The 24,442-nt window shown below is 35.3% G+C and carries 21 protein-coding genes; 17 read left to right on the top strand and 4 right to left on the bottom strand.

Annotated elements, in window-relative coordinates; translation table 11 throughout:
• The first annotated feature begins 24 nt into the window (after window positions 1–24).
• Complete coding sequence (rho, locus tag L6469_RS01630; RefSeq protein WP_006282968.1) at window positions 25–2,031, top strand: transcription termination factor Rho; 2,007 nt, start codon at window positions 25–27, stop codon at window positions 2,029–2,031.
• A gap of 68 nt (window positions 2,032–2,099) precedes the next feature.
• Here the strand turns inward: rho and L6469_RS01625 are convergent, their stop codons facing one another.
• Together L6469_RS01625 and L6469_RS01620 are read right to left on the bottom strand one after the other, a co-directional pair.
• Window positions 2,100–4,301, bottom strand: a complete 2,202-nt coding sequence (locus L6469_RS01625; RefSeq protein ID WP_006282969.1) for a tetratricopeptide repeat protein — start codon at window positions 4,299–4,301, stop codon at window positions 2,100–2,102.
• A gap of 2 nt (window positions 4,302–4,303) precedes the next feature.
• Window positions 4,304–5,209 (bottom strand): ABC transporter substrate-binding protein, encoded by a 906-nt coding sequence (locus L6469_RS01620; protein ID WP_006282970.1) that lies wholly within the window; start codon window positions 5,207–5,209, stop codon window positions 4,304–4,306.
• A 61-nt stretch (window positions 5,210–5,270) separates the two neighbouring features.
• Between L6469_RS01620 and radA the strand changes: the two genes are divergently transcribed.
• Complete coding sequence (radA, locus tag L6469_RS01615) at window positions 5,271–6,692, top strand: DNA repair protein RadA (protein WP_006282971.1); 1,422 nt, start codon at window positions 5,271–5,273, stop codon at window positions 6,690–6,692.
• Here radA and queC read toward each other — a convergent pair whose 3' ends face one another.
• Entirely contained in the window at window positions 6,693–7,346 is a 654-nt protein-coding gene (queC, locus tag L6469_RS01610) for a 7-cyano-7-deazaguanine synthase QueC (protein WP_006282972.1), read from the bottom strand.
• Window positions 7,347–7,527: 181 nt separating this feature from the next.
• On the opposite strand from queC, the gene L6469_RS01605 reads away from it, so the two are divergent.
• Window positions 7,528–8,781: a phosphoglycerate kinase gene (locus L6469_RS01605; protein ID WP_006282973.1), complete on the top strand. Its 1,254-nt coding sequence runs from the start codon at window positions 7,528–7,530 to the stop codon at window positions 8,779–8,781.
• Between the two features lie 86 nt (window positions 8,782–8,867).
• Window positions 8,868–10,556 carry a putative transporter gene (locus L6469_RS01600; RefSeq protein ID WP_237851110.1) on the top strand — a complete coding sequence of 563 codons (1,689 nt, stop codon included), beginning with the start codon at window positions 8,868–8,870 and terminating at the stop codon, window positions 10,554–10,556.
• Between the two features lie 59 nt (window positions 10,557–10,615).
• Here L6469_RS01600 and L6469_RS01595 read toward each other — a convergent pair whose 3' ends face one another.
• Window positions 10,616–11,416, bottom strand: coding sequence for a DUF4738 domain-containing protein (locus L6469_RS01595; protein WP_006282976.1), 801 nt, complete (start codon window positions 11,414–11,416; stop codon window positions 10,616–10,618).
• 250 nt (window positions 11,417–11,666) lie between these two features.
• Between L6469_RS01595 and L6469_RS01590 the strand changes: the two genes are divergently transcribed.
• The 13 genes from L6469_RS01590 to L6469_RS01530 all read left to right on the top strand — a co-directional run bounded on the left by L6469_RS01590 (window position 11,667) and on the right by L6469_RS01530 (window position 24,384).
• Window positions 11,667–12,734 carry an SPOR domain-containing protein gene (locus L6469_RS01590; protein WP_027453401.1) on the top strand — a complete coding sequence of 356 codons (1,068 nt, stop codon included), beginning with the start codon at window positions 11,667–11,669 and terminating at the stop codon, window positions 12,732–12,734.
• The gene (locus L6469_RS01585) at window positions 12,734–13,273 is read left to right on the top strand and encodes an FHA domain-containing protein (RefSeq protein WP_006282978.1); all 540 of its coding nucleotides are present in this window, start codon (window positions 12,734–12,736) and stop codon (window positions 13,271–13,273) included. The genes L6469_RS01590 and L6469_RS01585 overlap by 1 nt, the downstream gene beginning before the upstream one ends.
• Window positions 13,274–13,474: 201 nt before the next feature.
• The gene (gene purU / locus L6469_RS01580; protein WP_006282979.1) at window positions 13,475–14,338 is read left to right on the top strand and encodes a formyltetrahydrofolate deformylase; all 864 of its coding nucleotides are present in this window, start codon (window positions 13,475–13,477) and stop codon (window positions 14,336–14,338) included.
• The gene (gene hisH / locus L6469_RS01575; RefSeq protein WP_006282980.1) at window positions 14,338–14,949 is read left to right on the top strand and encodes an imidazole glycerol phosphate synthase subunit HisH; all 612 of its coding nucleotides are present in this window, start codon (window positions 14,338–14,340) and stop codon (window positions 14,947–14,949) included. The genes purU and hisH overlap by 1 nt, the downstream gene beginning before the upstream one ends.
• A gap of 3 nt (window positions 14,950–14,952) precedes the next feature.
• Window positions 14,953–15,681, top strand: coding sequence for a 1-(5-phosphoribosyl)-5-[(5-phosphoribosylamino)methylideneamino]imidazole-4-carboxamide isomerase (gene hisA, locus L6469_RS01570; RefSeq protein ID WP_006282981.1), 729 nt, complete (start codon window positions 14,953–14,955; stop codon window positions 15,679–15,681).
• 9 nt (window positions 15,682–15,690) lie between these two features.
• On the top strand, window positions 15,691–16,458 hold the full coding sequence (hisF, locus tag L6469_RS01565; RefSeq protein WP_006282982.1) for an imidazole glycerol phosphate synthase subunit HisF: 768 nt from the start codon (window positions 15,691–15,693) through the stop codon (window positions 16,456–16,458).
• Window positions 16,459–16,473: 15 nt separating this feature from the next.
• Window positions 16,474–17,124 carry a bifunctional phosphoribosyl-AMP cyclohydrolase/phosphoribosyl-ATP diphosphatase HisIE gene (gene hisIE, locus L6469_RS01560; RefSeq protein WP_006282983.1) on the top strand — a complete coding sequence of 217 codons (651 nt, stop codon included), beginning with the start codon at window positions 16,474–16,476 and terminating at the stop codon, window positions 17,122–17,124.
• Between the two features lie 15 nt (window positions 17,125–17,139).
• A complete protein-coding gene (locus L6469_RS01555; RefSeq protein ID WP_006282984.1) occupies window positions 17,140–17,865 on the top strand; it encodes a cell division ATP-binding protein FtsE in 726 nt (241 codons plus the stop codon).
• 33 nt (window positions 17,866–17,898) lie between these two features.
• Window positions 17,899–19,218, top strand: coding sequence for an aspartate kinase (locus tag L6469_RS01550; RefSeq protein WP_006282985.1), 1,320 nt, complete (start codon window positions 17,899–17,901; stop codon window positions 19,216–19,218).
• Between the two features lie 23 nt (window positions 19,219–19,241).
• A complete protein-coding gene (lysA, locus tag L6469_RS01545) occupies window positions 19,242–20,399 on the top strand; it encodes a diaminopimelate decarboxylase (RefSeq protein ID WP_006282986.1) in 1,158 nt (385 codons plus the stop codon).
• Window positions 20,400–20,451: 52 nt separating this feature from the next.
• Window positions 20,452–21,594, top strand: a complete 1,143-nt coding sequence (locus tag L6469_RS01540; RefSeq protein WP_006282987.1) for a glycosyltransferase — start codon at window positions 20,452–20,454, stop codon at window positions 21,592–21,594.
• A 110-nt stretch (window positions 21,595–21,704) separates the two neighbouring features.
• Complete coding sequence (locus L6469_RS01535) at window positions 21,705–22,400, top strand: hypothetical protein (protein ID WP_006282988.1); 696 nt, start codon at window positions 21,705–21,707, stop codon at window positions 22,398–22,400.
• A 7-nt stretch (window positions 22,401–22,407) separates the two neighbouring features.
• Window positions 22,408–24,384 carry a fructose-bisphosphatase class III gene (locus L6469_RS01530; RefSeq protein WP_006282989.1) on the top strand — a complete coding sequence of 659 codons (1,977 nt, stop codon included), beginning with the start codon at window positions 22,408–22,410 and terminating at the stop codon, window positions 24,382–24,384.
• The last annotated feature ends 58 nt before the right edge of the window (window positions 24,385–24,442 follow it).

Here is a 24,442-nt window from a genome sequence, read left to right as displayed (position 1 = left end):
ATCATACCATATTACATACTAAATATGTATAGTAAAGAAGAACTATTATCCAAAAGTAACGCTGAGTTACAGGGTATCGCTAGTGAACTTGGTGCACACTTTAAATCAAGAAGTACCAAGGAAGAATTAGCTTATGCTATCCTTGACCAACAAGCGGCAGAAGGTGCGAAAGCTCCTACCACTAAGCGAAAAAGAGTAAGAATCTCCGCTAAAAAAGAAGACAGAGTTTATTCGGTAACAGGAAAAGATGGAGAAAATTTTGATGTACTCAAAAACCAAGCTAAAGGACCTGTAGTACAAGAATCTTCTCTCTTCAAAGAAGATGACAAAAAACAAGAAGAAACTACAGCGTCAACCAAAAGACGTACACGAAAAACCGTAAAAGCCGTCCAAGAAGATCCTGTTTCTTCTGAACAGGAAACGGCTACCAATGAAAAAGTCGAAAATATAGAGACCTCCAAGGTATCAAGAGTAGCAGAAGCACTTAATGAAGCTTCTGATGTACTCCACTCAGAAGAACAAACTCAACCAGAAGAAATCTTACCAGACCTTGTACCTGAGGCAGCTTTTGAACCTAACGAACCAAAAGCTGGCGATGAAGACGATGAAAACAGCGCACTATTAGCAAAATTACAAGCAAAAATTCAAGCTCACAATGAAACAATGGAGCCTAAGAATATTGCAGAAAATAATGACGCAGCTGTACCTAATATGTCTCAAGCAAGTATGACTCAAGTTTGGGAAGGCGATCCTGGTGACGGTACTGACTTTATTACGGTTGTTGACATACCTATTGAAGATCAAGGGGCTGTTCCTAATTTCGACATGTTCGATCGCCCTACTACTCCAATGGCAACATCTGCATATCTACCAGTGAACAATCCTGTTGTAAACAAAGCTAAATATGATTTTGCAGACTTGATTACAGCAAATGGTGTACTCGAAGTAATGCCTGACGGATATGGTTTCTTACGCAGTAGCGATTACAATTACCTTTCATCTCCTGACGATGTATATGTAGCAGCAAACCAGATTAAACGTTATGGATTAAAAACTGGTGATGTAGTATTATGCCATGTACGACCACCTCATGATGGAGAGAAATATTTTCCTCTTACATCCATTGACAAAATCAATGGTAGAACACCTTCTGAAGTAAGAGACAGAATTCCATTTGAACATCTTACCCCTCTATTCCCTGATACTAAATTTGAACTGTGCGGAGATAGAGAAACAACAAACCTGAGCACACGAGTAGTTGATTTGTTCTCACCTATTGGTAAGGGACAACGTGCACTTATTGTAGCACAGCCAAAAACAGGTAAGACCATACTGATGAAGAGCATTGCTAATGCAATAGCTGCCAATCACCCAGAAGCCTATCTGATGATGCTTCTTATCGATGAACGTCCTGAGGAAGTTACTGACATGAAACGTACTGTGAACGCTGAAGTTGTAGCTTCAACTTTTGATGAACCAGCAGAACGACATGTCAAGATTGCCGGTATTGTTCTCGAGAAAGCAAAACGTATGGTAGAATGTGGACATGATGTCGTTATCTTCCTAGACTCTATTACTCGTCTCGCTAGAGCATACAACACAGTAAGCCCTGCTTCTGGTAAAGTACTTACTGGTGGTGTTGATGCAAATGCTCTCCAAAAACCAAAAAGATTCTTTGGAGCTGCTAGAAATATCGAAGGTGGAGGTTCTCTTACTATTATTGCAACGGCTCTCATCGATACAGGTAGTAAAATGGATGAGGTTATCTTTGAAGAATTCAAAGGTACCGGTAATATGGAGCTTCAACTTGACCGCTCACTTAGCAATAAACGTATCTTCCCTGCAGTTAATTTGGTTGCTTCAAGTACCCGTCGAGATGACTTGTTACAAGACAAGACTACACTTGACAGAATGTGGATATTACGCAAATACATATCAGATATGAACCCTATAGAAGCTATGAATTCCATTCATGATAGAATGGTTCACACACGTAATAATGAAGAGTTCTTATTGTCTATGAACGATTAAATCTAAAATAAATATCCTCAACAAAAAAGCCATTCTTTTTAGAATGGCTTTTTTGTTGAGGATATCATTTAAGCTAATAAATCACTCATTATATTCATATCTATATCTGTAACATGATTTAGATAAAGCAAGTTCTTATCTTTGTGAAAGATAGATAAGATTAACGATTTTCGCTTAGTTACCTTTTTCAATTCAAAATAAGACTTAAAAGACTGAATAGCCTCTGGCATTTTTCCCTGTATCCACAAACTATATCCCCTATTGATGAGGTCTTCCGCAGAAATTCCTGATTTATCAGCAACTAATGTATCATAATAAGATTGGGCTTGCTCTACCTTTTGTTGAAGCATCAGTCCCCAAGCCAACACACGCATTACTGTTGTATCTTCGGGATATTCAAAATTTAATTTAAATAATCGCTGTACACCCTCTTCTACATGCTCATTATAAAGAGAAGTTAAGCAGAAATAGATTTCATGACTCTTATTATTTGGATAATATTCAACTAACTTTTGAGAATAAGAATAAGCATCTTCATACTTTCCATTATTAAAACTATTACGAGCCAAACACTTTAATGTTTTTTCGGAATGCTCATCAATCTCCAAAGCTTTCTCAAATTTACTCGTTGCAAAAGGAAGATCTTGTATTTCATCTACCAATCCTGCAAGCATATAAAAATTGAACCTATCTGCCTTCGAAAATTTTAAAGCATCAATATTATCCAACAATATTTCTGCATTTTTATATGATTTATTTTTATACAAAAATTTGGCTAAATCCAAATAACCCAGATATAGAGCATCTATCCCCCTAAAAACTCGGTGAATGATAAACAAATAATGTTTAAGACGACCATTATCTGAAAAAGGATTAACAAAGGAACTTGAAAAGCGATAGATTCGATAAAATCTAAAGAGGTCCTGTAAATAAGAACGACGTATAAAAGACGGAGCATTCTGATCTATATCCACAACACCTCCAGCCATAGAAGAAGAACTACCCAAAAGTTCTTTCATTTCAGCCGGTATCGTCCGTATAACACTAGATAGGGCTAACATAAAAGAATATTTATCGCTTGAGCAAAACGGATTTATTTCTAATATTCGAGAAAAGATCTGTTTATCTTTTGGATCCTTTATTAGACTAACAATCTCTGGATGTTCTGAATAAAAAGGCATAAACCAATTTGAAACCGTCTGGAAAAATGGAAAAGATTTCATCTTAGCAAAACCTCCAAAAAAGATATCACTTCCTTGCTTCTGCATATCCATCATTTTCCGAAAACTCGCTTCAGCCTTTTCTATTTTTTCTTCCTCTTCACCTGAATGCAATATATCATTCAATGTATCAGATTCCTTCTCAGAAATACCAAATCTTGTTATATTTAAATTACTATTTTGTGTAAGATTTGGCATAATATCAGTTTCTATTTTTTTGATATCGCTATCAACATTCATACAATAGAATATCTGCTTCTGCAAATCTATTATTTCTGAATAGGCATTATCATCAGTCAAATACAACTTTACCGTTTCGCTTATTTGATCATCATAGAACGTCTTTTCTACAGGTAAAGACAAAACCCATCCAACTAAAGATCTAGCATGAATATGTATATCCGAAGATAATGATGCTACCTTAATTAAGGTCTTGAACTTGAAGAAATCAAAAACATTTAGACAAGAGATTGTTATCGCACTAATAAGTAACTGAGCGTCTGCAGAATCAATAATCGGAGAAGTAAGAAGGTCTGAATAAAAAGAATATTCAGACTCACCCCACAAAGAGCTCACTAAGATTTGGTTAAATAACCCATCAAGGTCTTTTTGATGTTTCTGATAAACCAGACGGGACTTTTCTTCACGATTTCCTTCAGGTTCTAATCCTATCAAAGCTAAATCTGTTACAAAATTCTCCAAAGAATGCTTGATACTATCAAAATCAGAACTATAAAGCGAAGCGCGTGTAGCAGCATTTCTGTATACCTCAACCTCTGAGATGTTGATTTTAATTCGTATATTATCAATGAGACGGTCTAAACGATATAATAAAGATGTATAAATATCCTCACGCTTCGGATCTTTAAAGCCTCGTCCTATAAAATCAAGCATTAAGTGGTAGTCGTGTTTGATATTATCAAATTCCTCCACAACTTCAGAAACCATATTAGCTTGAAGATAATTATCCAATTCTGCAAAACAACCACCGATATCCTTACTCTTATAAAGCAACGACTTTATCAATTTTATTTTTTCAATATCAAACATGATTAATATCTATTTTCCGCAAACTTCAAATCCTTTCTTCGTGGCGAAGAAGCATAAGCAAAATGAAGCTTTGGCAAAGCATTTACTGTTTTATCATCTATGCCACAATATTTCTTTACCAAATATCCATAATGTTTTACACCATTCTTATTGATACTATCACAGGCCATATTATAAGCCTTAACAAATAGCTTCAACTGCTTTTGGCGTTTTACATCTTTCAGAGAATTTGAACGAAAAGCGAATACACCAAATTGCATATCTCGATCGCGTGTATCCATTAATACTGGATTTTGATAAAGACGAGCTTTTGTAGCTTGTGGCTCAGTCAAGAACATAGCATCCATTTCTTTGTTCAATAACATATCCAAACGGACGCCAACATCATTGACTTGAATACGATAAACTTCATATTTTGGTTTAACACTATCGATAGCCAAACTCGTAAGAAAATCTGTAACAGAATAGCGGGTCATAGCAACCATTTTATCCTCTAATTGCTTGATTTCAGTAATACGAGCCTTACGATTGCTTATCAATTGCCAATAAGCATTAGTAGCTATCGGATAATTTAGCAATACTCCTCGTTTACGAAGACGTTCTGCTCGAAACAAATCTGTAACAGAACCTTCTACTCGCTCATTAATTAAGGCTGTATCACAGTCCATCTGAGACTTAAAATACTTAAGATGAACACTGACACCTAAAGTATCAAACAATCGTTCTTCCTTGGCTATATATAAAGGAAGACAATCCAAAGTCGGCATAACACCAACCTTCAATGATGCTTTATCTATACTATCTAATCGAGCACGATCTTGCTTAGAGATTCTCTGCTTTTCTTGGTAAGACTGTCCACAAGAACTCACCAAGATAATTGCAATTAATAAAGGGAATATCTTTTTCATTAACTGCAAAAATACAAATAAATTTTGTTATCCAAAAATATATTAGTATTTTTGTTGAACTATGGCAAAGGATAAAATCGTATACGTTTGCAGTAACTGTGGACAAGAATCAGCAAAGTGGATTGGGAAATGCCCTAGTTGCAACCAATGGAACACTTTCAAACAAATAAGAATAACTGATAGTACTGGTAGTTCTGCAGCTAAAAGTGTTGCAATTCAAATGCGACATGGTGGAGCTGATATGCTTTTCGGAGCCAATACAGGTAGCGAAGAAAAGCCACGAAAGCTTACTGAAATCAAGGCTGAAGACGAGCCTAGACTAGATATGCACGATTCAGAATTCAATCGGGTTTTAGGTGGTGGAATGGTACCAGGTAGCATTACTCTTTTAGGGGGAGAGCCTGGAATAGGTAAGAGTACTTTAACTCTTCAAACTATTATCAACATGCCTGAACGAACGATCTTATATGTTAGTGGAGAGGAAAGTGCTCACCAAATAAAATTGCGTGCAGAAAGATTAAATAGAAACCACACAAATACCGAGCACATCAGTATTCTTTGTGAAACCAATCTTGAAAAAATTTTTCAACGCATTTCAGAATATAAACCCGACTTCATTATTATTGATTCTATTCAGACTATATCTACAGAAAACGTTGATAGCAGTCCTGGTAGTATCTCGCAAGTTAGAGAATGTGCTGCGGCCCTACTCAGGTTCGCTAAAACTAGCGGCATTCCTGTAATTTTAATTGGTCATATCAATAAAGAAGGAACTTTAGCTGGACCTAAAATATTAGAACATATTGTAGATACAGTTATACAATTTGAAGGCGATCAACATTATATGTATCGTATTCTTCGCAGTATTAAAAACAGATTTGGAAGCACATCAGAACTTGGTATATACGAAATGACACAGGGAGGATTACGTCAAGTAAATAATCCTTCTGAGCTTCTTCTAACTCAAGACCACCAAGGTCTTAGCGGCATAGCTATATCGTCGGCCATAGAGGGAGTACGCCCGTTTTTAGTTGAAACACAAGCCCTAGTTTCCAGTGCTGCATACGGTACTCCACAACGTATAGCTACCGGATTTGACCAAAGAAGACTTAACATGCTATTAGCTGTCCTCGAAAAAAGAGTCGGTTTCAAGCTCATGCAAAAAGATGTTTTTCTCAATATTGCAGGTGGACTTCGTGTTACAGACCTAGCTATGGATCTCAGCGTAATAGCAGCAGTTCTTAGTAGTAATGTAGACACCGCTATTGAATCTGGGTGGTGCATGTGTGGAGAAGTTGGTTTGAGTGGAGAAGTTCGTCCTGTAAACCGAATAGAACAAAGAATAGCTGAAGCTGAAAAATTAGGCTTCAGCCATATGATTATACCAAAATATAACCTAAAGGGTATAGATCCTCAAAAATTTGAAATAGAACTACACCCCGTACGAAAAGTCGAAGAGGCTCTTCGAGCTTTATTTGGCTAATTACTCTATGTATTCTGTAGGATCTTGTACACCTGCCAATTCGAAAGCCTCTTTTCGTTCTGTGCAGGTGCCACATTTCCCGCAATGTATATCACCACCCTTATAACAACTCCAAGTATCTTCATAATGAATACCTAAAGCAGAACCACGTTTTACAATATCAGCCTTGGTAATATTGGTATAAGGAGCTTCAATTCTAACATTTTCATATGTTCCAGCTTGAGCTGCATTGTCTATCGCTTGTATAAACTCTGGACGACAATCCGGATATATCGTATGGTCTCCACCATGATTAGCTATAAAAATTCTTTTTAAGCCGTGACTTTCCGCCAAACCAACAGCAATGCTTAACATGATTCCGTTTCTGAAAGGAACTACTGTTGATTTCATATTCTCTTCGTCATAATTTCCTTCAGGAATAGCATCACCACCTTCTAAAAGACTACTTTTAAAATATTGATGCATAAACTCCAAATTGATGGTAATATGCTTTATTCCTAAACGTTCGCAATGCATTTTGGCAAATGGAATCTCTTTGCTGTTATGATTAGACCCATAATCAAAACTAATACCTAAAGCAATCTCAGCTTGCTTTTCATATAATAATGTGATAGAATCCAATCCACCACTTACTACAATAACAGAATCTTTCATATCTAACTTTTTCCTTTTTCACTGCAAAGATACATCTTTTTGTAAACTCCACGTTACATATAGACAATTAAATTATTAAAATTTCATGAAATGTGACGATTTATTTTTTTTATTATATTAAAAGTGTTATTTTTGCGAAACAATTGATAACAGAAATATTAACTATTTAAATAATAGAAGAATGAAAATCAATGACTTTAACTTTGCCGGACACAAGGCAATTGTACGCGTGGACTTCAATGTACCATTGAATGAAAATGGAAATGTAACAGACGACACTCGTATCAAGGGTGCTCTGCCAACACTGAAGAAGATTCTTTCAGATGGAGGTTCTGTCATCATGATGAGCCACATGGGCAAGCCAAAAGGTAAGGTTAATCCAAAACTTTCTCTTAGCCAGATTGTAAAGAATGTTTCTGATGCTTTAGGCGTAGATGTAAAATTTGCAGAAGATTGTGGTAATGCATCTGACGCTGCTGCAGCTTTGAAACCAGGTGAAGCATTATTGCTCGAAAACCTTCGTTTCTATGCAGAAGAGGAAGGTAAGCCAGTAGGTATCGACAAAGCAGATCCTAAGTATGACGAGGCTAAGAAAGAAATGAAAGCAAAGCAGGAAGAATTTGCAAAAAAACTTGCTTCTTATGCTGACGTATACGTAAACGATGCTTTCGGTACTGCCCATCGTAAACATGCTTCTACAGCTGTTATCGCTGATTATTTCGATGCAGATCACAAAATGCTTGGTTTCTTGATGGAGAAAGAAGTAACTGCTATCGACAATGTATTGAAGAATGCTCAGCATCCTTTCACTGCTATCATCGGTGGTAGCAAAGTTTCTTCTAAACTCGGTGTAATCAAAAACTTGCTCGATAAGGTTGACAACCTGATTATCGGTGGTGGTATGGGTTATACATTCATTAAGGCTCAGGGCGGTCACATCGGTAAGTCTCTTCACGAAGATGATTTGATCCCAGAAGCACTTAACGTAATGAAGGTAGCTAAAGAAAAAGGTGTAAACTTGAGTCTTTCTACTCATACTGTATGTGCTAAAGAATTCAGCAATGATGCAGAGCGCGTCGTTTACCCTATCGGCGAAATTCCTGAGGATTACGAAGGTATGGATGCAGCTGAAGAATCTGTTAAGGTATGGCAGGATATCATTCTTAACTCAAAGACTATCCTTTGGAACGGTCCTGTTGGTGTATTCGAGCTTGACAACTTCGCTGTTGGTACAGGCGAAATCGCTAAGACTGTTGCAAAAGCAACTCAGGAAAATGGTGCTTACTCACTCGTAGGTGGTGGTGACTCTGTAGCAGCTGTTAACAAGTTCGGCTTGGCAGATAAAGTAAGCTATGTTTCTACCGGTGGTGGTGCTATGCTTGAAGCTATCGAAGGAAAAATTTTACCAGGTGTAGCAGCAATTGAAGGAAAATAATTTCATACTATAAAACAAAAAGATGCATAAATAAAATGTTTATGCATCTTTTTTTGTACCTTTGCAGCCAAGAATAAATTATTATCATGGATTGGTTATTAGATCTATTTAGAACACAAGACAGTGTAGCGCACATCGTCTTACTTTATTCCATTGTAATTGCGGCAGGTGTATACCTTGGCAAGATTAAAGTAAAAGGCATTTCTTTAGGCATTACTTTCGTACTGTTTGCAGGTATTTTAGCAGGGCATATCGGTTTTACCGCTCCTACCCCAGTACTTAACTTTTTGCAGGATTTTGGTTTAATCCTCTTCGTTTTTATGATTGGTCTTCAAGTAGGCCCAGGCTTCTTTGAAAGTTTTGGAAGAGGTGGTATCAAACTCAACATGTTAGCAACTTCTTCTATCATTCTTAATGTTGCCGTAATGTTTGCTTGCTACTTTATTTTCTTTGATACAAGCAACGTTGACAACTTACCTATGATGGTTGGTACAATGTATGGTGCAGTTACCAATACTCCAGGCCTAGGTGCTGCAAGTGAAGCTTTACATTCAATAAGAACTGGCCAATTGCCTCTTATTGCGAATGGATACGCATGTGCATACCCACTAGGTGTTTTAGGTATTATTGGTGCTACTCTACTTGTCAAAGCTATTTGTAATGTAAATTTTGACGAGGAAAATGCTGAACTTAATCAAAAGGAAGCTGAAAATCCACACGCAAAACCTCACTCATTACACCTCAAAGTTACAAATGATTATATCGTAGGTAGAAATCTAAAACAAATTTCAGATTTCCTTAATCGCGATATTGTGGTTACTCGTATACTTCATGAAGGCAAGTTAGAAGTTCCTAGTCGTGACACTATCTTTGAAAAAGATGATGAAATCCTGCTCGTTTGTGCAGAATCAGACGCAGAAGCCATTCAAGCTTTTATCGGTCCGGAAATTGATACAGACTTCAAAGAGGATGACCAGCAGCAACCTATGATTTCTAAGAGAATCATTGTTACAAACAGTTCTATGAATGGTAAGAGCCTTGGAAAAATGCATTTTTCAAGCCTCTATGGAGTTAACGTAACACGTATTACTCGTCAGGGAATTGACTTGTTTGCAAGCCGAAACCATCACTTCCACGTTGGAGATAAAATCATGGTTGTTGGCCCTGAAGAAAATGTTAATCGTGTAGCAGAACTGATGGGAAATTCACAAAAGAAGCTGAATGCTCCTAATATTGCTACAATCTTCATAGGTATTATAGTTGGTATTCTCTTTGGAAGTTTACCAATTGCGATACCAGGCATGCCTGTTCCTCTAAAATTAGGTTTAGCAGGTGGACCTCTCATCATCGCCATACTCATCGGAAGATATGGATACCGCATGGGACTTGTCACTTACACGACGACATCAGCGAACATGATGCTAAGAGAGATCGGATTAGTGTTATTCCTTGCATCAGTTGGAGTAAAAGCCGGTGCAGGCTTCTGGGACACCGTAGTAAAAGGTGACGGTTTGTGGTATGTACTTACAGGATTCTTGATAACTATCATTCCTATCTTCATTATAGGAACAATTGCTAGAAAGAAATATAACTTTAATTACTATACTATCATGGGTATGATTGCTGGTACATATACTGACCCACCAGCATTAGCTTATGCAAGCTCTATTTGTCCAGGAGAAGCTCCTGCTATTGGATATTCTACAGTATATCCATTAAGTATGTTCCTAAGGATTTTCTTTGCGCAGATAATAGTTTTATTCTGCTGCTCTTAATGATATTAAAAAAAGCATGGTAGTTTCAACCATGCTTTTTTTATATCAAAAGAATAATACTATCGAGAACTTCTCATTGTTAACTTTCCATCAAAACCTATAATGAGTTGCACTTCATATACACTTGGACTATCAGGTATGCACAATTGTGCTGTATAATGCGCTCCATCTGAACTAATTTCCATAAACAGGATATCACTCAATATGCTTTGAGATAATACATCTTCTCTAACTCTACCCCTAAAATCCATCTTATGAAAATCGCGAGAAAAAACACAAGACGCACCATGAAAAAGACTGATATGAATAATATTGTCATAATAAATATTGTCAACCTCAACACCATCGTCATTTACATACGACTTATAGACCTTGTATGAAGTAGGATTCACCTGCACATAACTATGATATTGCTGCCCATGAATATGAACCACTGTATCCCGCTTAATAAGTTGACCCTGATTGAATTGATTTATTGCAACAGGCTGATCCACATTAAAAGCTTTAACATCATTAGGATCGGTACTTTTTACCAACTTAACTAAATCGCCCGTTTGATTTTTAAATTGAAATAAATGAGGAGCCTGCTTTACTATATAATACTTAACATCATGAGTACCATGCATAATCAAAGTATCACGTCGAATTACAAAATAGCAAGGTCGACTTGTAGAATCGGGATAATAAATGGTATCGCCCTTAACACGGAATGCAATTTCTTCATCATCTTCACTAATCCAAACACCTTGAAGCATTTTTTTAGCGTTAGTGTCTTCTTGGACCTCATTCTTTACAGGATTCTGCCTGCAACTATATAAGCCTAAGACAAGGCAAAATAACAGAATTAATTTTCTTTTCATTATCAGTTTTGATTACTGTACTTTCCGTATTAAAAATACGATCAAACGAAACTCACATGCAAATTACAAATGAAATTAAGCCATAAAGCCTATTTCGTTCGAAAGTTACACTTACACAAATATTTAAAAGCGAAAACAAAGATAGTTTTTTTTAAAAGAATAACAAAACAAATATACATAATTATTGAGTCATATGTTTTTTTACGTTAATTACTCGCTTTTTACAAGAAAAAATATTAATTTTGCAATCGTGATAAATTTGAATAGACATATAGAAATCCTTTTGCTCAACAACGATTGTGTTATAATCCCAGACTTTGGAGGTTTTATGGCTCATCATGTTGAAGCTAAATATGATGACAAGAATCAAATATTCTTGCCACCTCTTCGTACGATTGGTTTTAATCCGCAATTAAAAATGAATGATTCATTGCTTGCCCAATCATACGTTGAAGCTTATGACATTAGCTATCCTGAAGCATTAATTAGGATAGAAGATGAAGTAAACGAACTAAAACAAAGATTAGAAATAGAAGGTAACTTTACCCTTACCGATATAGGTACTCTTACCTTAACAGAAGATGGTAAATATAATTTCGAACCTTGTGAAGCTGGTACATTGACACCAAGCTTATATGGATTATCAAATTTTGATTTTCCAATGCTTCAAGAAGTAGAAACGACACAAGATATCACTAACTATAAAGAAGTAATGATATCTAAAGACGCTATACCTTCTAACAATACTACATCAAGAACCTTAAATAGTATATTGAACGAAGAGCAAGAAGACAAAACAAAAGAAAGAACTATAAGCATTCGCGTAAGTGTATTAAGAAACTTAGCAGCTGCTTGTATTGTACTTATTGCATCTCTCTTCTTTGCTACACCTTTAGGAAACTATCAAAGTTCAAAAGTTAATCAAAGCAGTATTGATACAGGTATTCTATATCATATTTTACCTAAGGATATTTCTTCAAATATCCCATTAAAGCTAAATACAAACAAAACAGCAAATAGTAAGAAGGTTAATATAGAACTTTCTTCTCTGAATAATAATTCAAAGACATCTGTTCCTACATCAGAATACAGCATTGTAGTAGCTAGTCACACTACAACACAAAATGCAGAAGCCTATGTAAACATTTTACGCAAACAAGGCTATGTTTCTGCAAGAGTATTAACAAACCAAGGAGCTACTAAAGTTGTATTAGGACATTATCGAAATGAGAAAGAAGCTCTTAAAGCTTTGAATACACTCAATAATGAAGAAGAATTTGCTGGTGGTTGGGTAATAAAAATTAATAAACAGATATAATGAAACGAGTTCGTTGTCCTAGATGCGACCAATATACCTTTTTTGATGAGACCAAATATGAATCTGGTCAATCATTAGTATTCCAATGTCCACAATGTGGAAAAGAATTTGGAATAAGATTAGGTGTATCCAAACTCAAAAATACTCGTAAAGAGGAAAATATTGAAGAGGAAGCTAAGGAAAATGAAACTGGATATGGCTCTATAGTCGTCATCGAAAATGTGTTTCATTACAAACAAATAATTCCACTACAATTTGGAATTAACAAAATAGGACGCTATATGAAAGGGAGTAAAATTAATTGTCCTATAGAAACCGTTGATCCAAGTGTAGACATGACACATTGTACTATCAATGTAACAAAAGATAAAAAAGGAAAACTTAAATATATTTTACAGGATGGTCCAAGCTATACTGGAACTTTTGTAGATAATGAAATCTTAGGAGACAAAGAAAAGAGAGTTATTTATGATAACACTCTCTTTACTATAGGTGCTACTTCTATCATTCTTCACTCTGCTGAACATTCTGATGAATAAATGAGCTCCCCCTCTTAAAGACTGTAAGCTAAACTAGCACAAATACTATAATTTTCACCTTTTCTACACCGAAAAGTAAGAAAATATATCTATATTGCTTTCATTTGAAAGAAAAGTTGTACCTTTGCAATATATGATGGTTTAAAATCACCAGAAATTAATTACAAAGTGAATTTTCGGATAATAATATAGCAATAAAGAATGAAACCAACGGCAATACTATTGCTCCACTGCCCAGACAAACAGGGCATCATCTCAGATGTTACAAAATTTATCACAGATAACAAGGGCAACATCGTTTATCTCGATCAATATGTAGATCGAGAAGACGCAATGTTCTTTATGCGTATCGAATGGGAACTGGAGAATTTTCTAATACCTCGAGAGAAAATTCAAGATTTTATTAATACTTTGTATGCTCAAAGATACAAAATGGAATTTCAATTATATTTTAATGATGAAAAACCTAGAATGGCTATCTTTGTCAGCAAACTAAGTCACTGCTTATATGATTTATTAGCTCGATACAAAGCTGGTGAATGGAATGTGGATATACCATGTATCATTAGTAATCATGAAGACCTCAGATATATTGCCGATCAGTTTAAAATACCATATTATGTTTGGTCAATAAAAAAAGATCATAGTAACAAAGCTGAAGTCGAGAAAGCAGAAATGGAACTTTTAAAAAAGGAAAAGATTTCTTTTATCGTTTTAGCTAGATACATGCAAATAATTAGTGATGACATGATAAAAACATATCCAAATCATATCATCAACATTCATCACTCTTTCTTACCTGCTTTCATTGGTGCAAAACCTTATCACCGAGCTTGGGAGCGAGGCGTAAAAATTATAGGTGCCACAAGCCATTATGTAACAGCAGAACTAGATGCTGGTCCTATTATAGAACAAGATGTAACTAGAATTACACATAAAGATACTCCAGAAAGTTTAGTACTCAAAGGAAAGGATATTGAAAAAATAGTTCTTAGCCGTGCTGTAACAAAACAAATAGAACATAAAATACTCACCTATCATAATAAAACAATTATCTTCAGTTAATGAATTTAGCTATAGTAAAATATAATGCAGGTAATATTTACTCTGTTGTAAATGCAATAAAAAGACTTGGAATTGATCCAATTTTGACAGATGATGTAGAGGAATTATCAAAAGCAGATGGTGTTATTTTTCCAGGACAAGGTAATGCACATGAAGCTATGGAATATCTAAAAGCCCATAAACTTGATGAAGTTATACGTAACCTGAAACAACCCGTCTTGGGAATATGTGTGGGACAACAATTGCTTTGTAAATACTCTGAAGAGGGTAACGTTGATTGTATCGGAATATTTGATGTTCCTGTCAAGAAATTTATACCCCAAAAGCATGAAGACAAAGTACCAGCCATGGGATGGAATGAATTAATTTTATCTCAAAATGAAGATAATCGTTTATTAAAAAATTTAGGTAATCGCCCATACGTTTACTTCGTACATAGCTATTACGTACCTATATGTAAAGATACAATAGCTGAAGCAAATTATATCGAAAATTATAGTGCTTGCCTTCACAAAGACAATTTCTATACTTGTCAGTTCCACCCAGAAAAAAGTGGGAAAGTAGGTGAACAGATATTACGCAATTTTATAGATATCATTAATCAAAGATAAAACATGACAAATAAGATTGAACTTATTCCTGCCATTGATATTATCGGCGGACAATGTGTAAGGCTGACCAAAGGTGACTATACTCAAAAGAAAGTATATAATACAAATCCTATCGATGTCGCTTTAGAATTTGAATCACTCGGATTTAAGAGACTTCATGTTGTGGATCTTGATGGAGCAAAATCAAAACATATCGTCAACAAAGAAGTCTTAGAAGCTATATCAAAATCGACTAACTTAAAAATCGATTTTGGTGGTGGAATAAAAACTAAAGACGATATCGAACAAGCTTTTGAACATGGAGCATCCATGGTAACAATAGGCTCTATTGCTGTTACCCAACCAGACTTATTTATAGAATGGATAAATAAATATGGAGCAGATAAACTTATTCTTGGTGCAGATGTCAGAAATGGCAAAATATCGATAAACGGATGGAAAGAAGACTCTAGTGAAGACCTTCTACCCTTCTTAAAAAAATACATAGATAAAGGGGTTAAAAATGTATTATGCACAGAAATAAGTAAAGATGGAACTCTGCAAGGTCCTGCGATAGAATTATACAAACGCATCATGCAAGAATATCCAGACCTTCATTTAATAGCAAGTGGAGGAGTTTCTAGTAACCAAGATATCACCGAACTGGAAAAAGCTGGAATTCCTGCTGTTGTCTTTGGCAAAGCCTATTACGAAGGGAAAATAGATATTCAAAAATTAGGATTGAAAAAATAATACGACTCCATGATCAATAAAGGATTAGCAAAAAGAATAGTTCCATGCCTCGATGTTAAAAATGGAGAAACCGTCAAAGGTACTAATTTTATTAATCTTCGCAGCGCTGGCGACCCAGTAGAATTGGGAAAAGCATATAGCGATGCAGGAGCAGACGAGCTTGTCTTTCTGGATATTACTGCAAGTTTTGAAGAAAGAAAGACATTTACAGATATGGTAACTCGCGTTGCTGCTGAGATTAATATTCCATTTACAGTAGGTGGCGGTATCAATGAAATTACCGATGTAGATCGCTTACTTAATGCTGGTGCCGATAAAATAAGCATTAATAGCGCTGCTATCAGAAATCCTAACCTCATCGATGAGATTGCGCATCACTATGGATCACAGGTCTGTGTATGCGCCATTGATGCGAGACTAGATGAAGACGGCTGGTATTGCTACGTTAAAGGAGGTAGAGAACGTACAGAATTACCACTTTTTGAGTGGGCTAAAGAAGTTGCTGATAGAGGAGCCGGAGAAATCCTATTTACTAGCATGAATCATGATGGAGTAAAACAAGGATTTGCAAATGAAGCACTTGCACAATTAGCTGATGAAGTTAGTATACCTGTTATAGCAAGCGGTGGTGCAGGAAATATGGAGCATTTTAAAGATGTCTTCGAATTAGGAAAGGCAGACGCAGCATTAGCCGCTAGCGTATTTCACTTTGGCGAAATTACTATTCCTGATTTAAAAAGATACCTTAGAAAAGAAGGTATTAATGTAAGAATTTAAATATCTAACAGATATATGGAAATAGATTTTAAAAAAATGAATGGACTTGTTCCAGCAATAATACAAGACTATAAAACTAAGAATGTTCTCATGCTTGGTTTTATGAATGAGGAATCTTATAACAAAACAATAGAAACAAAAAAAGTTACATTTTGGAGTCGCTCTCGAAATTGTCTTTGGACTAAAGGTGAAACTTCAGGTAACTTCTTGAATTTAGTTAGCATAAAAGTTGATTGCGATAATGACACTTTACTTGTAGAAGTTATACCAAATGGTCCAACTTGCCATAAAGGAACTGATACATGCTGGGGCGAAGAAAATAAATATAATCCTATCCTCTTCTTATCAGAACTTCAAGATTTTATCACGAAGCGTCATCAGGAAATGCCTGAAGGAAGCTATACTACAGCCCTTTTCAACAAAGGAGTAAAACGAATAGCACAAAAAGTTGGCGAAGAATCACTAGAAACTGTTATTGAAGCGGTATCAGGAACAGATGAAAAACTGATCTATGAAGCTTCAGATATTCTTTATCATCTAATTGTCTTGTTAGAAGCTAAAGGACTAAGAATCGAAGATGTAGCAGCAGAATTACTTAAACGTCACCAACCAGATTGGGATAAAGACCGAAGATTGGCTAAGTTTCTAGGAACATACAAACGATAAAAAAAATTACGCATTATGTTAATAGATTACGAGAAGGTAAATATTTACCAAGAAGACAATTTAATTCTAAAAGACGTCAACTTCCATGTAGATGAGGGAGAATTCATATACATTATCGGTAAAGTGGGCTCTGGAAAAAGTTCGTTATTAAAGACATTTTATAGCGAGCTGGATCTAATAAAAGACGAAACAGAAAAAGCAGAAGTTCTAGGTCGTAACCTCATTGCGTTAAAAAGAAAAGAGATTCCTGCACTTCGCCGAGAAATTGGAATCATTTTCCAAGATTTCAAACTACTGCATAGATTAACTGTACGCGAGAATTTACAATTCGTACTAAAAGCTACAGGTTGGAAGGACAAAAAAGATATCGAAAAACGTATCCAAGACGTACTAGAAGAAGTCGGAATGACTGATAAAATTGACAGACTGCCACATGAATTATCTGGTGGCGAACAACAACGCATCGCAATTGCACGAGCTTTGCTTAACCATCCTAAAATGATAATTGCAGATGAGCCTACTGGTAATCTAGATTCAGAAACAGCATATAAAATTATCCAACTTCTTAAGGATATAACAAACATGGGAACAGCAGTGATTATAACAACCCACAACATACCACTGCTCGATAAATTTCCAGGAATTGTTTATCGCTGTAAAGACGGATTAATAAAAGATGTCACAAATGAATACAATCACCTTGACTTAACAGAAGATGCAGAGACAGGTGAGGAAAGTTAAAAGAATAAGAATTTAAACTTAAAAGATACGATTATGAAGGTAATGAAATTTGGAGGTACTTCTGTTGGCTCTCCTGAGCGCATGAAGGGAGTAGCCTCATTAGTCACAGAATCAGGTGAACCAACATTCGTTGTTCTCTCAGCTATGAGTGGAACAACTAACTCTTTGGTAGAGATTAGCGATTATCTATATAAAAAGAATCCTGAAGGTGCCAATGAAGTTATCAATAAACTTGAAGCAAAATACATGCAGCATGTAGAGGAACTGTATTCTAAAGAAGAGACTAAAAAGGCTACACGTGAGTTTCTTGCTGGCGAATTTGATTATCTTCGTTCCTTCACTAAAGATCTTTTTACTTCATTCGAAGAGAAAAGTATCGTAGCACAAGGAGAAATCATGAGCACCAATATGGTTGTAAACTATTTAAATGAAATTGGTGTTAAGGCTGTGCTCCTCAATGCACTTGACTTCATGCGTACTGACAAAAATGCAGAACCCGACACTCAGTACATCAAAGAGAAGCTTCATGACGTTATGGAAGCCAATACTGGTTACCAAATTTATATAACACAGGGATTTATCTGCAGAAATGCTTATGGCGAAGTTGACAATCTCCAGCGTGGAGGTTCAGACTATACCGCATCACTTATTGGAGCTGCTCTTCCTGCTGAAGAAATACAAATCTGGACAGATATCGATGGTATGCACAATAACGACCCTCGTATTGTAGAAAAAACAGAAGCTGTTAGACAACTTAATTTTGAAGAAGCAGCAGAGCTTGCTTATTTTGGAGCTAAAATTCTGCATCCTACATGCGTTCAACCTGCTAAATATGCAGGAATTCCAGTGCGCTTAAAGTATACCATGGACCCTAAAGCTGATGGTACTATCATTGACAACGTTATTGTTCGCGGAAAAATTAAAGCAGTTGCTGCCAAAGATAATATTACAGCAATTAAGATAAAAAGTAGTCGAATGCTTTTGGCAACAGGTTTCTTAAGAAAGGTATTCGAAATCTTTGAGAGTTATCAAACTCCTATTGATATGATTACAACTTCTGAGGTTGGAGTTAGTATGAGTATTGACAATGATTCACACCTTAACGAAATTGTTGACGAATTAAAAAAATATGGTACTGTTACAGTGGATAGTAACATGTGTATCGTATGCGTTGTAGGTGACCTAGACTGGAGTAACCTTGGTTTCGAAACAATAGCAACCGATGCCATGAAGAATATTCCAGTTAGAATGATTTCATATGGTGGTTCAAACTATAACATATCATTCTTAATTAGAGAAGCTGATAAGAAGCAAGCACTTCAGAACCTTAGTAAGGTGCTATTCAATAAGTGATAATATTTTTCAAAAGGAGAATAATGAAAGGAAAATTCCAGGTAGAAAAGTTCAAAAATATACGAACTCCCTTCTACTATTACGACACAAACATTCTCAGAGATACACTAAAAGCGATTAAATCTGAGACTGACAAACATGAACATTTTATGGTTCATTATGCCATAAAGGCAAATGCTAATCCAAAAGTACTAAATATCATCTGCCAAGCTGGTCTCGGTGTAGACTGTGTCAGCGGCGGTGAGATAGAAAGAGCATTAGAAGTAGGATTTCCTGCAAATAAAATCGTTTTTGCCGGTGTCGGCAAAAGCGATTGGGAGATAGAACTCGCTATCGACAAAGATATTTTCTGCTTTAATGTGGAAAGTATTCCTGAACTAGAAGTAATCAACCAAATTGCGCAAGAAAAAGGAAAAATTGCTCATGTTGCATTTCGTATAAACCCAAATGTTGGCGCCCATACACATGCTAACATTACTACAGGATTAGCAGAAAACAAGTTCGGTATCGCTATGTGCGATATGCTAACTGTTATAGAGGAAGCCAAAAACATGAAAAATGTAAAGTTTGTTGGTCTTCACTTTCATATAGGCTCCCAAATACTTGATATGGGTGATTTTGAAGCGCTCTGCAACCGCATAAACGAACTTCAAGACACTCTTGAGCGAAACAATATCAAAGTTGAACATATAAATGTCGGTGGTGGCCTAGGTATCGACTATGAACATCCAAACCAGTCTCCTATTCCTGATTTTAAATCTTATTTTGAAACATACTCAAAATTTTTGAAACTAAGAAACGGCCAACAGGTACATTTCGAATTAGGAAGAGCCGTAGTTGGACAAATGGGAACATTAATTACAAAAACATTATATGTCAAACAAGGTAGTGCTAAAAAATTTGCTATTGTTGATGCTGGTATGACAGATCTTATTAGACCTGCTTTATATCAAGCTTATCATAAAATAGAAAACATTTCCAGCAATGCACCAACTGAAGCATATGATGTAGTAGGCCCTATTTGTGAATCAAGCGACGTATTTGCGAAGTCAATAGACTTAAATAAATGTCAAAGAGGTGACCTCATCGCAATTCGTTCTGCAGGAGCATACGGAGAAATCATGGCCAGCCAATATAATTGCAGAAAAATGCCACAAGGATATATCACCGAAGAACTGTAAAATTTATCAGAAACATATTTGCAAAAACAAAATAATTATTACCTTTGCAAATATGTTAATAATTGATGAAATAACAATCGTACTCTGTATAATAGTGATTTTATTAGCGATCATGGCATCGCTAATAAATCCACTATTACATCGCATTTCTGTTGTAGATAATGAATATGTAGCAGATCAGCTACCACCAATATCGATTCTTATACCAGAACATGATAACGCTAAAGAACTTGATCAAAATTTAGCCTTATTTTTAAACCAAAAATACCCAATCGACTATCAAATAATAGTCATCACAGAAGAAGGACATGGCGATACAGAAGATGTTCTAAAGAAATACTCAAATAACAGCCATCTCTATACTACATATATTCCGCAATCCTCGCGCTATATGAGTAGGAAAAAACTACAAATTACCTTAGGAGTAAAAGCTGCTAAACATGAATGGATACTTTTAACTGACCCTAGCTGCAAACCATTAAATGAGAATTGGTTGGCAACTATGGCATCGAAATGCAACAATCAAACCAATATTGTTCTTGGATATACGACATTAGAAGAAGGTACTAATGAATATAGACGATTTGAGCATATTAATACTGCTCATTACATTCTAAATCAAGCAAATAGAGGACAAGCCTATATTACGAATATGCAAAATCTCATGTTCAGAAAAAGTGAGTTTTTACAAAAAGGAGGCTTTCTAGGTAACCTAGACCAAATAAGAGGTGAATACTATTTCCTCGTTAATAAATTTTCTGAAGATTCTAAGACTAAAATAATAACAGATAGAGATAGTTGGCTTGAAGAACAAGAACCAAGTGATAAGGAATGGAACAACAGACATCTATACTATCTAGCAGCCCGCAAAGATTTGAAACGAAGTAAAAAAATCCATTATAAAATGCTTGTTAACGAGATTATACCACACTTGAGTATATTAACAAGCTTAGGCATTATAGTCTATAGTGTAAATTCTCAAAAATGGCTACTTACAGCTTGTAGTATTTTATCTATAGTAATCCTTTTCTTTGCTAGAAGTATCATAGCCTCCAAAGCTATAAAACCATTTTACGGTGACCTCGCTATTTGGAAAATACCATTCTATGAATTATCACTAATTTGGCATAGAATATATTATCACATTTCATATATGAAAGCCGACAAACGAGATTTTACTACCCATAAACTCTAATTAATAAAAGCACCATATTGAAAGTCTATCTACATATATCAAAAAGTCTTTTGAAAAAAAGCATACACCGTGATTTAATATCCATATTGAGAGAAAATCTATCTCAAGACATGGATATAGTAGATAATCTTGCTGATACTGATATCGTTTATATCTTCGGTGCATGGAGAATGCAAGATGCAATATTTGCAAGAAAAGTAAGGCAAATGGGTATTCCTTATATCCTTATTCCTTTGGGCCATATTAGCAGATGGAATATAGAACATTATCTTATTAAAAGAATAATACAATCTGTACTCTATCAAAAATTATTAGCAAAAAAGGCAGGCTGTATTATAACAACATCAAAACTGGAGGACACATATTTAAAAAAACTCAAGTGGAACCAGAATATTATCTATGTTACTAACTGTCTGTATTCTCAAGTTACAACTAATTCTGAAACAGCAAACGAGATTTGGCAATGTGGTAATAAGATTCTCACAAGTTTTACACAAGAAAAAGAAGAAAAGATACATAAGATAACAGACGATGAAATCATTTATCAAATACTATTGATAAAAAATAGAATGCCACACCAAAATATACCTTTTCAAATGGTAGACCAACTACACTGTCTGCTAAAAAATACAGAATATAATGATGACGAACTGGAAGAAAAGATAGAGAAAATGAAACTAAAAAAATTTTCAGAATCTTTATTTGCTGTCGCTATGGAAAAAACAGGATTAACAGAAGGTTTTATACCATTTCCACAAAAGGTAAACAAACTATCAAAAAAGATAAACAAATATATAAAATTTTAGATCTACTATGACTCAAAGCAAAGTTGAACAAGACATAAAATATTTGAAACTTTTAGCTAAAAGTTTTCCAACCATTGCAGAAGCAAGCTCTGAAATTATCAACCTTTCCGCTATATTGAACCTTCCCAAAGGAACAGAACACTTTCTTGCAGATATACATGGAGAAAATACAGCTTTTCAGCATGTTCTAAAAAATGCTTCGGGAAATATCAAGCGAAAAGTAAATGAACTTTATGGAAACACATTAAGAGAAGCTGAAAAAAAGGAACTTTGCACACTCATTTATTATCCTGAAGACAAACTCCAACTAATAAAGACTAAAGAGAAAGACATCAAAGATTGGTACAAGATTACCCTTCATCGCTTGGTTGCTGTATGCAGGGATGTTTCCTCTAAATATACAAGAAGCAAAGTAAGGAAAAGTCTACCTCCAGAATTTAGCTATATCATAGAAGAACTTCTACATGAACGTACTGATGATAGTAACAAAGCCGCTTATGTTGATACTATCATAGATACAATTATATCAACAGGTAGAGCTGATAATTTTATTATAGTTATATGCCAAGTTATCCAAAAACTTGCAATAGACCAACTCCACATTTTGGGTGACATATACGACCGTGGCCCAGGAGCTCATATTATATTAGATACACTTGATAAATATGGAAAATGGGATATTCAATGGGGAAACCATGATATTTCATGGATGGGTGCTGCTGCTGGCAACAAGGCTCTCATATGTAATGTAATTAGGTTGTCACTAAGATATTATAACTTAGCAACTCTCGAAGAAGGATATGGCATAAATCTTGTGCCATTGGCTACATTTGCTATGGAAACTTATGGCCAGGATCCATGTATTGAATTTCAACCAAGATTAAATGGAGGAGCAATCAAACAGGACAAGAAAACGACCCAGCTAACAGCGCTTATGCATAAAGCTATTACGATATTACAATTTAAAGAAGAAGCCCAAATCTTTGATCGTAATCCACAATGGCACATGGAGAATTGTGAAATGCTTAAGTGCATAGATTATGAAAAAGGAACTATTAAAATAGATAATCACGAATATCAATTAAGTTCTTGCAATTTCCCAACAATAGATCCAAAGAATCCATATAAACTAACCAAATCAGAAGAGATTCTTATGGCAAAACTTGTGAGATCCTTCAAAAAAAGTGAAAAATTACAGCGGCATATTCAGCTATTGCTTCAACATGGTTGTATGTATGCCATATATAATAGCAATTTATTATTTCATGCAAGTTGTCCACTTAATAAAGATGGAAGCTTGCGAGAAGTGGAAGTATATCCTGGGAAGAAATATAAAGGTAAAGAACTCATGCACCAAATTGGAATGCTTATCAGGACGGCATTCCAAGATGAAAGAGATGAAATCAATAAAAGATATGCTATTGATTATTTTCTTTATCTTTGGTGCGGTAAAGATAGTCCGCTATTTGACAAATCTAAAATGGCGACTTTCGAAAGATATTTTATTAAGGACAAATCTACTTGGAAGGAAGAAAAAGGAAGTTACTATACTCTTAGAGAAAATCCAAATATTGTCGACTCTATATTAGATGCTTTTCAGGTACAAGGAGAGAATAGACATATTATCAATGGCCATGTGCCAGTACACGCAGCAAATGGAGAAAATCCCATTAAAGCTGAAGGTAAACTTATGGTTATTGATGGTGGATTTAGCCAAGCCTATCACCAAGAAACAGGTATAGCAGGATACACTTTAGTATATCATAGCCGTGGTTTCCAACTCGTACAACACGAACCTTTTACAAGTGCAGAAGAAGCAATTATAAAAGGAACAGATATTAAAAGCACTACTCAAATTGTCGAAATGAGTAGTCACAGAATGCTTGTCGGAGATACAGACAAAGGCTACGCTATAAAGGAACAAATTAAAGATTTATCTGAATTATTATTTGCCTATAGGCATGGCTACTTAAAAGAAAGGTAAAACCTTTGGTATATTCCATTATGGGTTTGCTGATAACTTACTTTGTTATCGGCATCTA

Source organism: Segatella baroniae B14, from assembly GCF_022024235.1.
Lineage (GTDB): Bacteria > Bacteroidota > Bacteroidia > Bacteroidales > Bacteroidaceae > Prevotella > Prevotella bryantii.
The sequence above is the reverse complement of the archived record's forward strand: the minus strand, read 5'-3'. Positions and strand labels throughout refer to the sequence as shown.

Excerpts from the sequence above, each read along its gene's own strand:
- rho (WP_006282968.1), top strand. The coding sequence starts at position 25 with ATGTATAGTAAAGAAGAACTATTATCCAAAAGTAACGCTGAGTTACAG.
- L6469_RS01625 (WP_006282969.1), bottom strand. The coding sequence starts at position 4,301 with ATGTTTGATATTGAAAAAATAAAATTGATAAAGTCGTTGCTTTATAAG.
- L6469_RS01620 (WP_006282970.1), bottom strand. The coding sequence starts at position 5,209 with ATGAAAAAGATATTCCCTTTATTAATTGCAATTATCTTGGTGAGTTCT.
- radA (WP_006282971.1), top strand. The coding sequence starts at position 5,271 with ATGGCAAAGGATAAAATCGTATACGTTTGCAGTAACTGTGGACAAGAA.
- queC (WP_006282972.1), bottom strand. The coding sequence starts at position 7,346 with ATGAAAGATTCTGTTATTGTAGTAAGTGGTGGATTGGATTCTATCACA.
- L6469_RS01605 (WP_006282973.1), top strand. The coding sequence starts at position 7,528 with ATGAAAATCAATGACTTTAACTTTGCCGGACACAAGGCAATTGTACGC.
- L6469_RS01600 (WP_237851110.1), top strand. The coding sequence starts at position 8,868 with ATGGATTGGTTATTAGATCTATTTAGAACACAAGACAGTGTAGCGCAC.
- L6469_RS01595 (WP_006282976.1), bottom strand. The coding sequence starts at position 11,416 with ATGAAAAGAAAATTAATTCTGTTATTTTGCCTTGTCTTAGGCTTATAT.
- L6469_RS01585 (WP_006282978.1), top strand. The coding sequence starts at position 12,734 with ATGAAACGAGTTCGTTGTCCTAGATGCGACCAATATACCTTTTTTGAT.
- purU (WP_006282979.1), top strand. The coding sequence starts at position 13,475 with ATGAAACCAACGGCAATACTATTGCTCCACTGCCCAGACAAACAGGGC.
- hisH (WP_006282980.1), top strand. The coding sequence starts at position 14,338 with ATGAATTTAGCTATAGTAAAATATAATGCAGGTAATATTTACTCTGTT.
- hisA (WP_006282981.1), top strand. The coding sequence starts at position 14,953 with ATGACAAATAAGATTGAACTTATTCCTGCCATTGATATTATCGGCGGA.
- hisF (WP_006282982.1), top strand. The coding sequence starts at position 15,691 with ATGATCAATAAAGGATTAGCAAAAAGAATAGTTCCATGCCTCGATGTT.
- hisIE (WP_006282983.1), top strand. The coding sequence starts at position 16,474 with ATGGAAATAGATTTTAAAAAAATGAATGGACTTGTTCCAGCAATAATA.
- L6469_RS01555 (WP_006282984.1), top strand. The coding sequence starts at position 17,140 with ATGTTAATAGATTACGAGAAGGTAAATATTTACCAAGAAGACAATTTA.
- L6469_RS01550 (WP_006282985.1), top strand. The coding sequence starts at position 17,899 with ATGAAGGTAATGAAATTTGGAGGTACTTCTGTTGGCTCTCCTGAGCGC.
- lysA (WP_006282986.1), top strand. The coding sequence starts at position 19,242 with ATGAAAGGAAAATTCCAGGTAGAAAAGTTCAAAAATATACGAACTCCC.
- L6469_RS01540 (WP_006282987.1), top strand. The coding sequence starts at position 20,452 with ATGTTAATAATTGATGAAATAACAATCGTACTCTGTATAATAGTGATT.
- L6469_RS01535 (WP_006282988.1), top strand. The coding sequence starts at position 21,705 with ATGGATATAGTAGATAATCTTGCTGATACTGATATCGTTTATATCTTC.
- L6469_RS01530 (WP_006282989.1), top strand. The coding sequence starts at position 22,408 with ATGACTCAAAGCAAAGTTGAACAAGACATAAAATATTTGAAACTTTTA.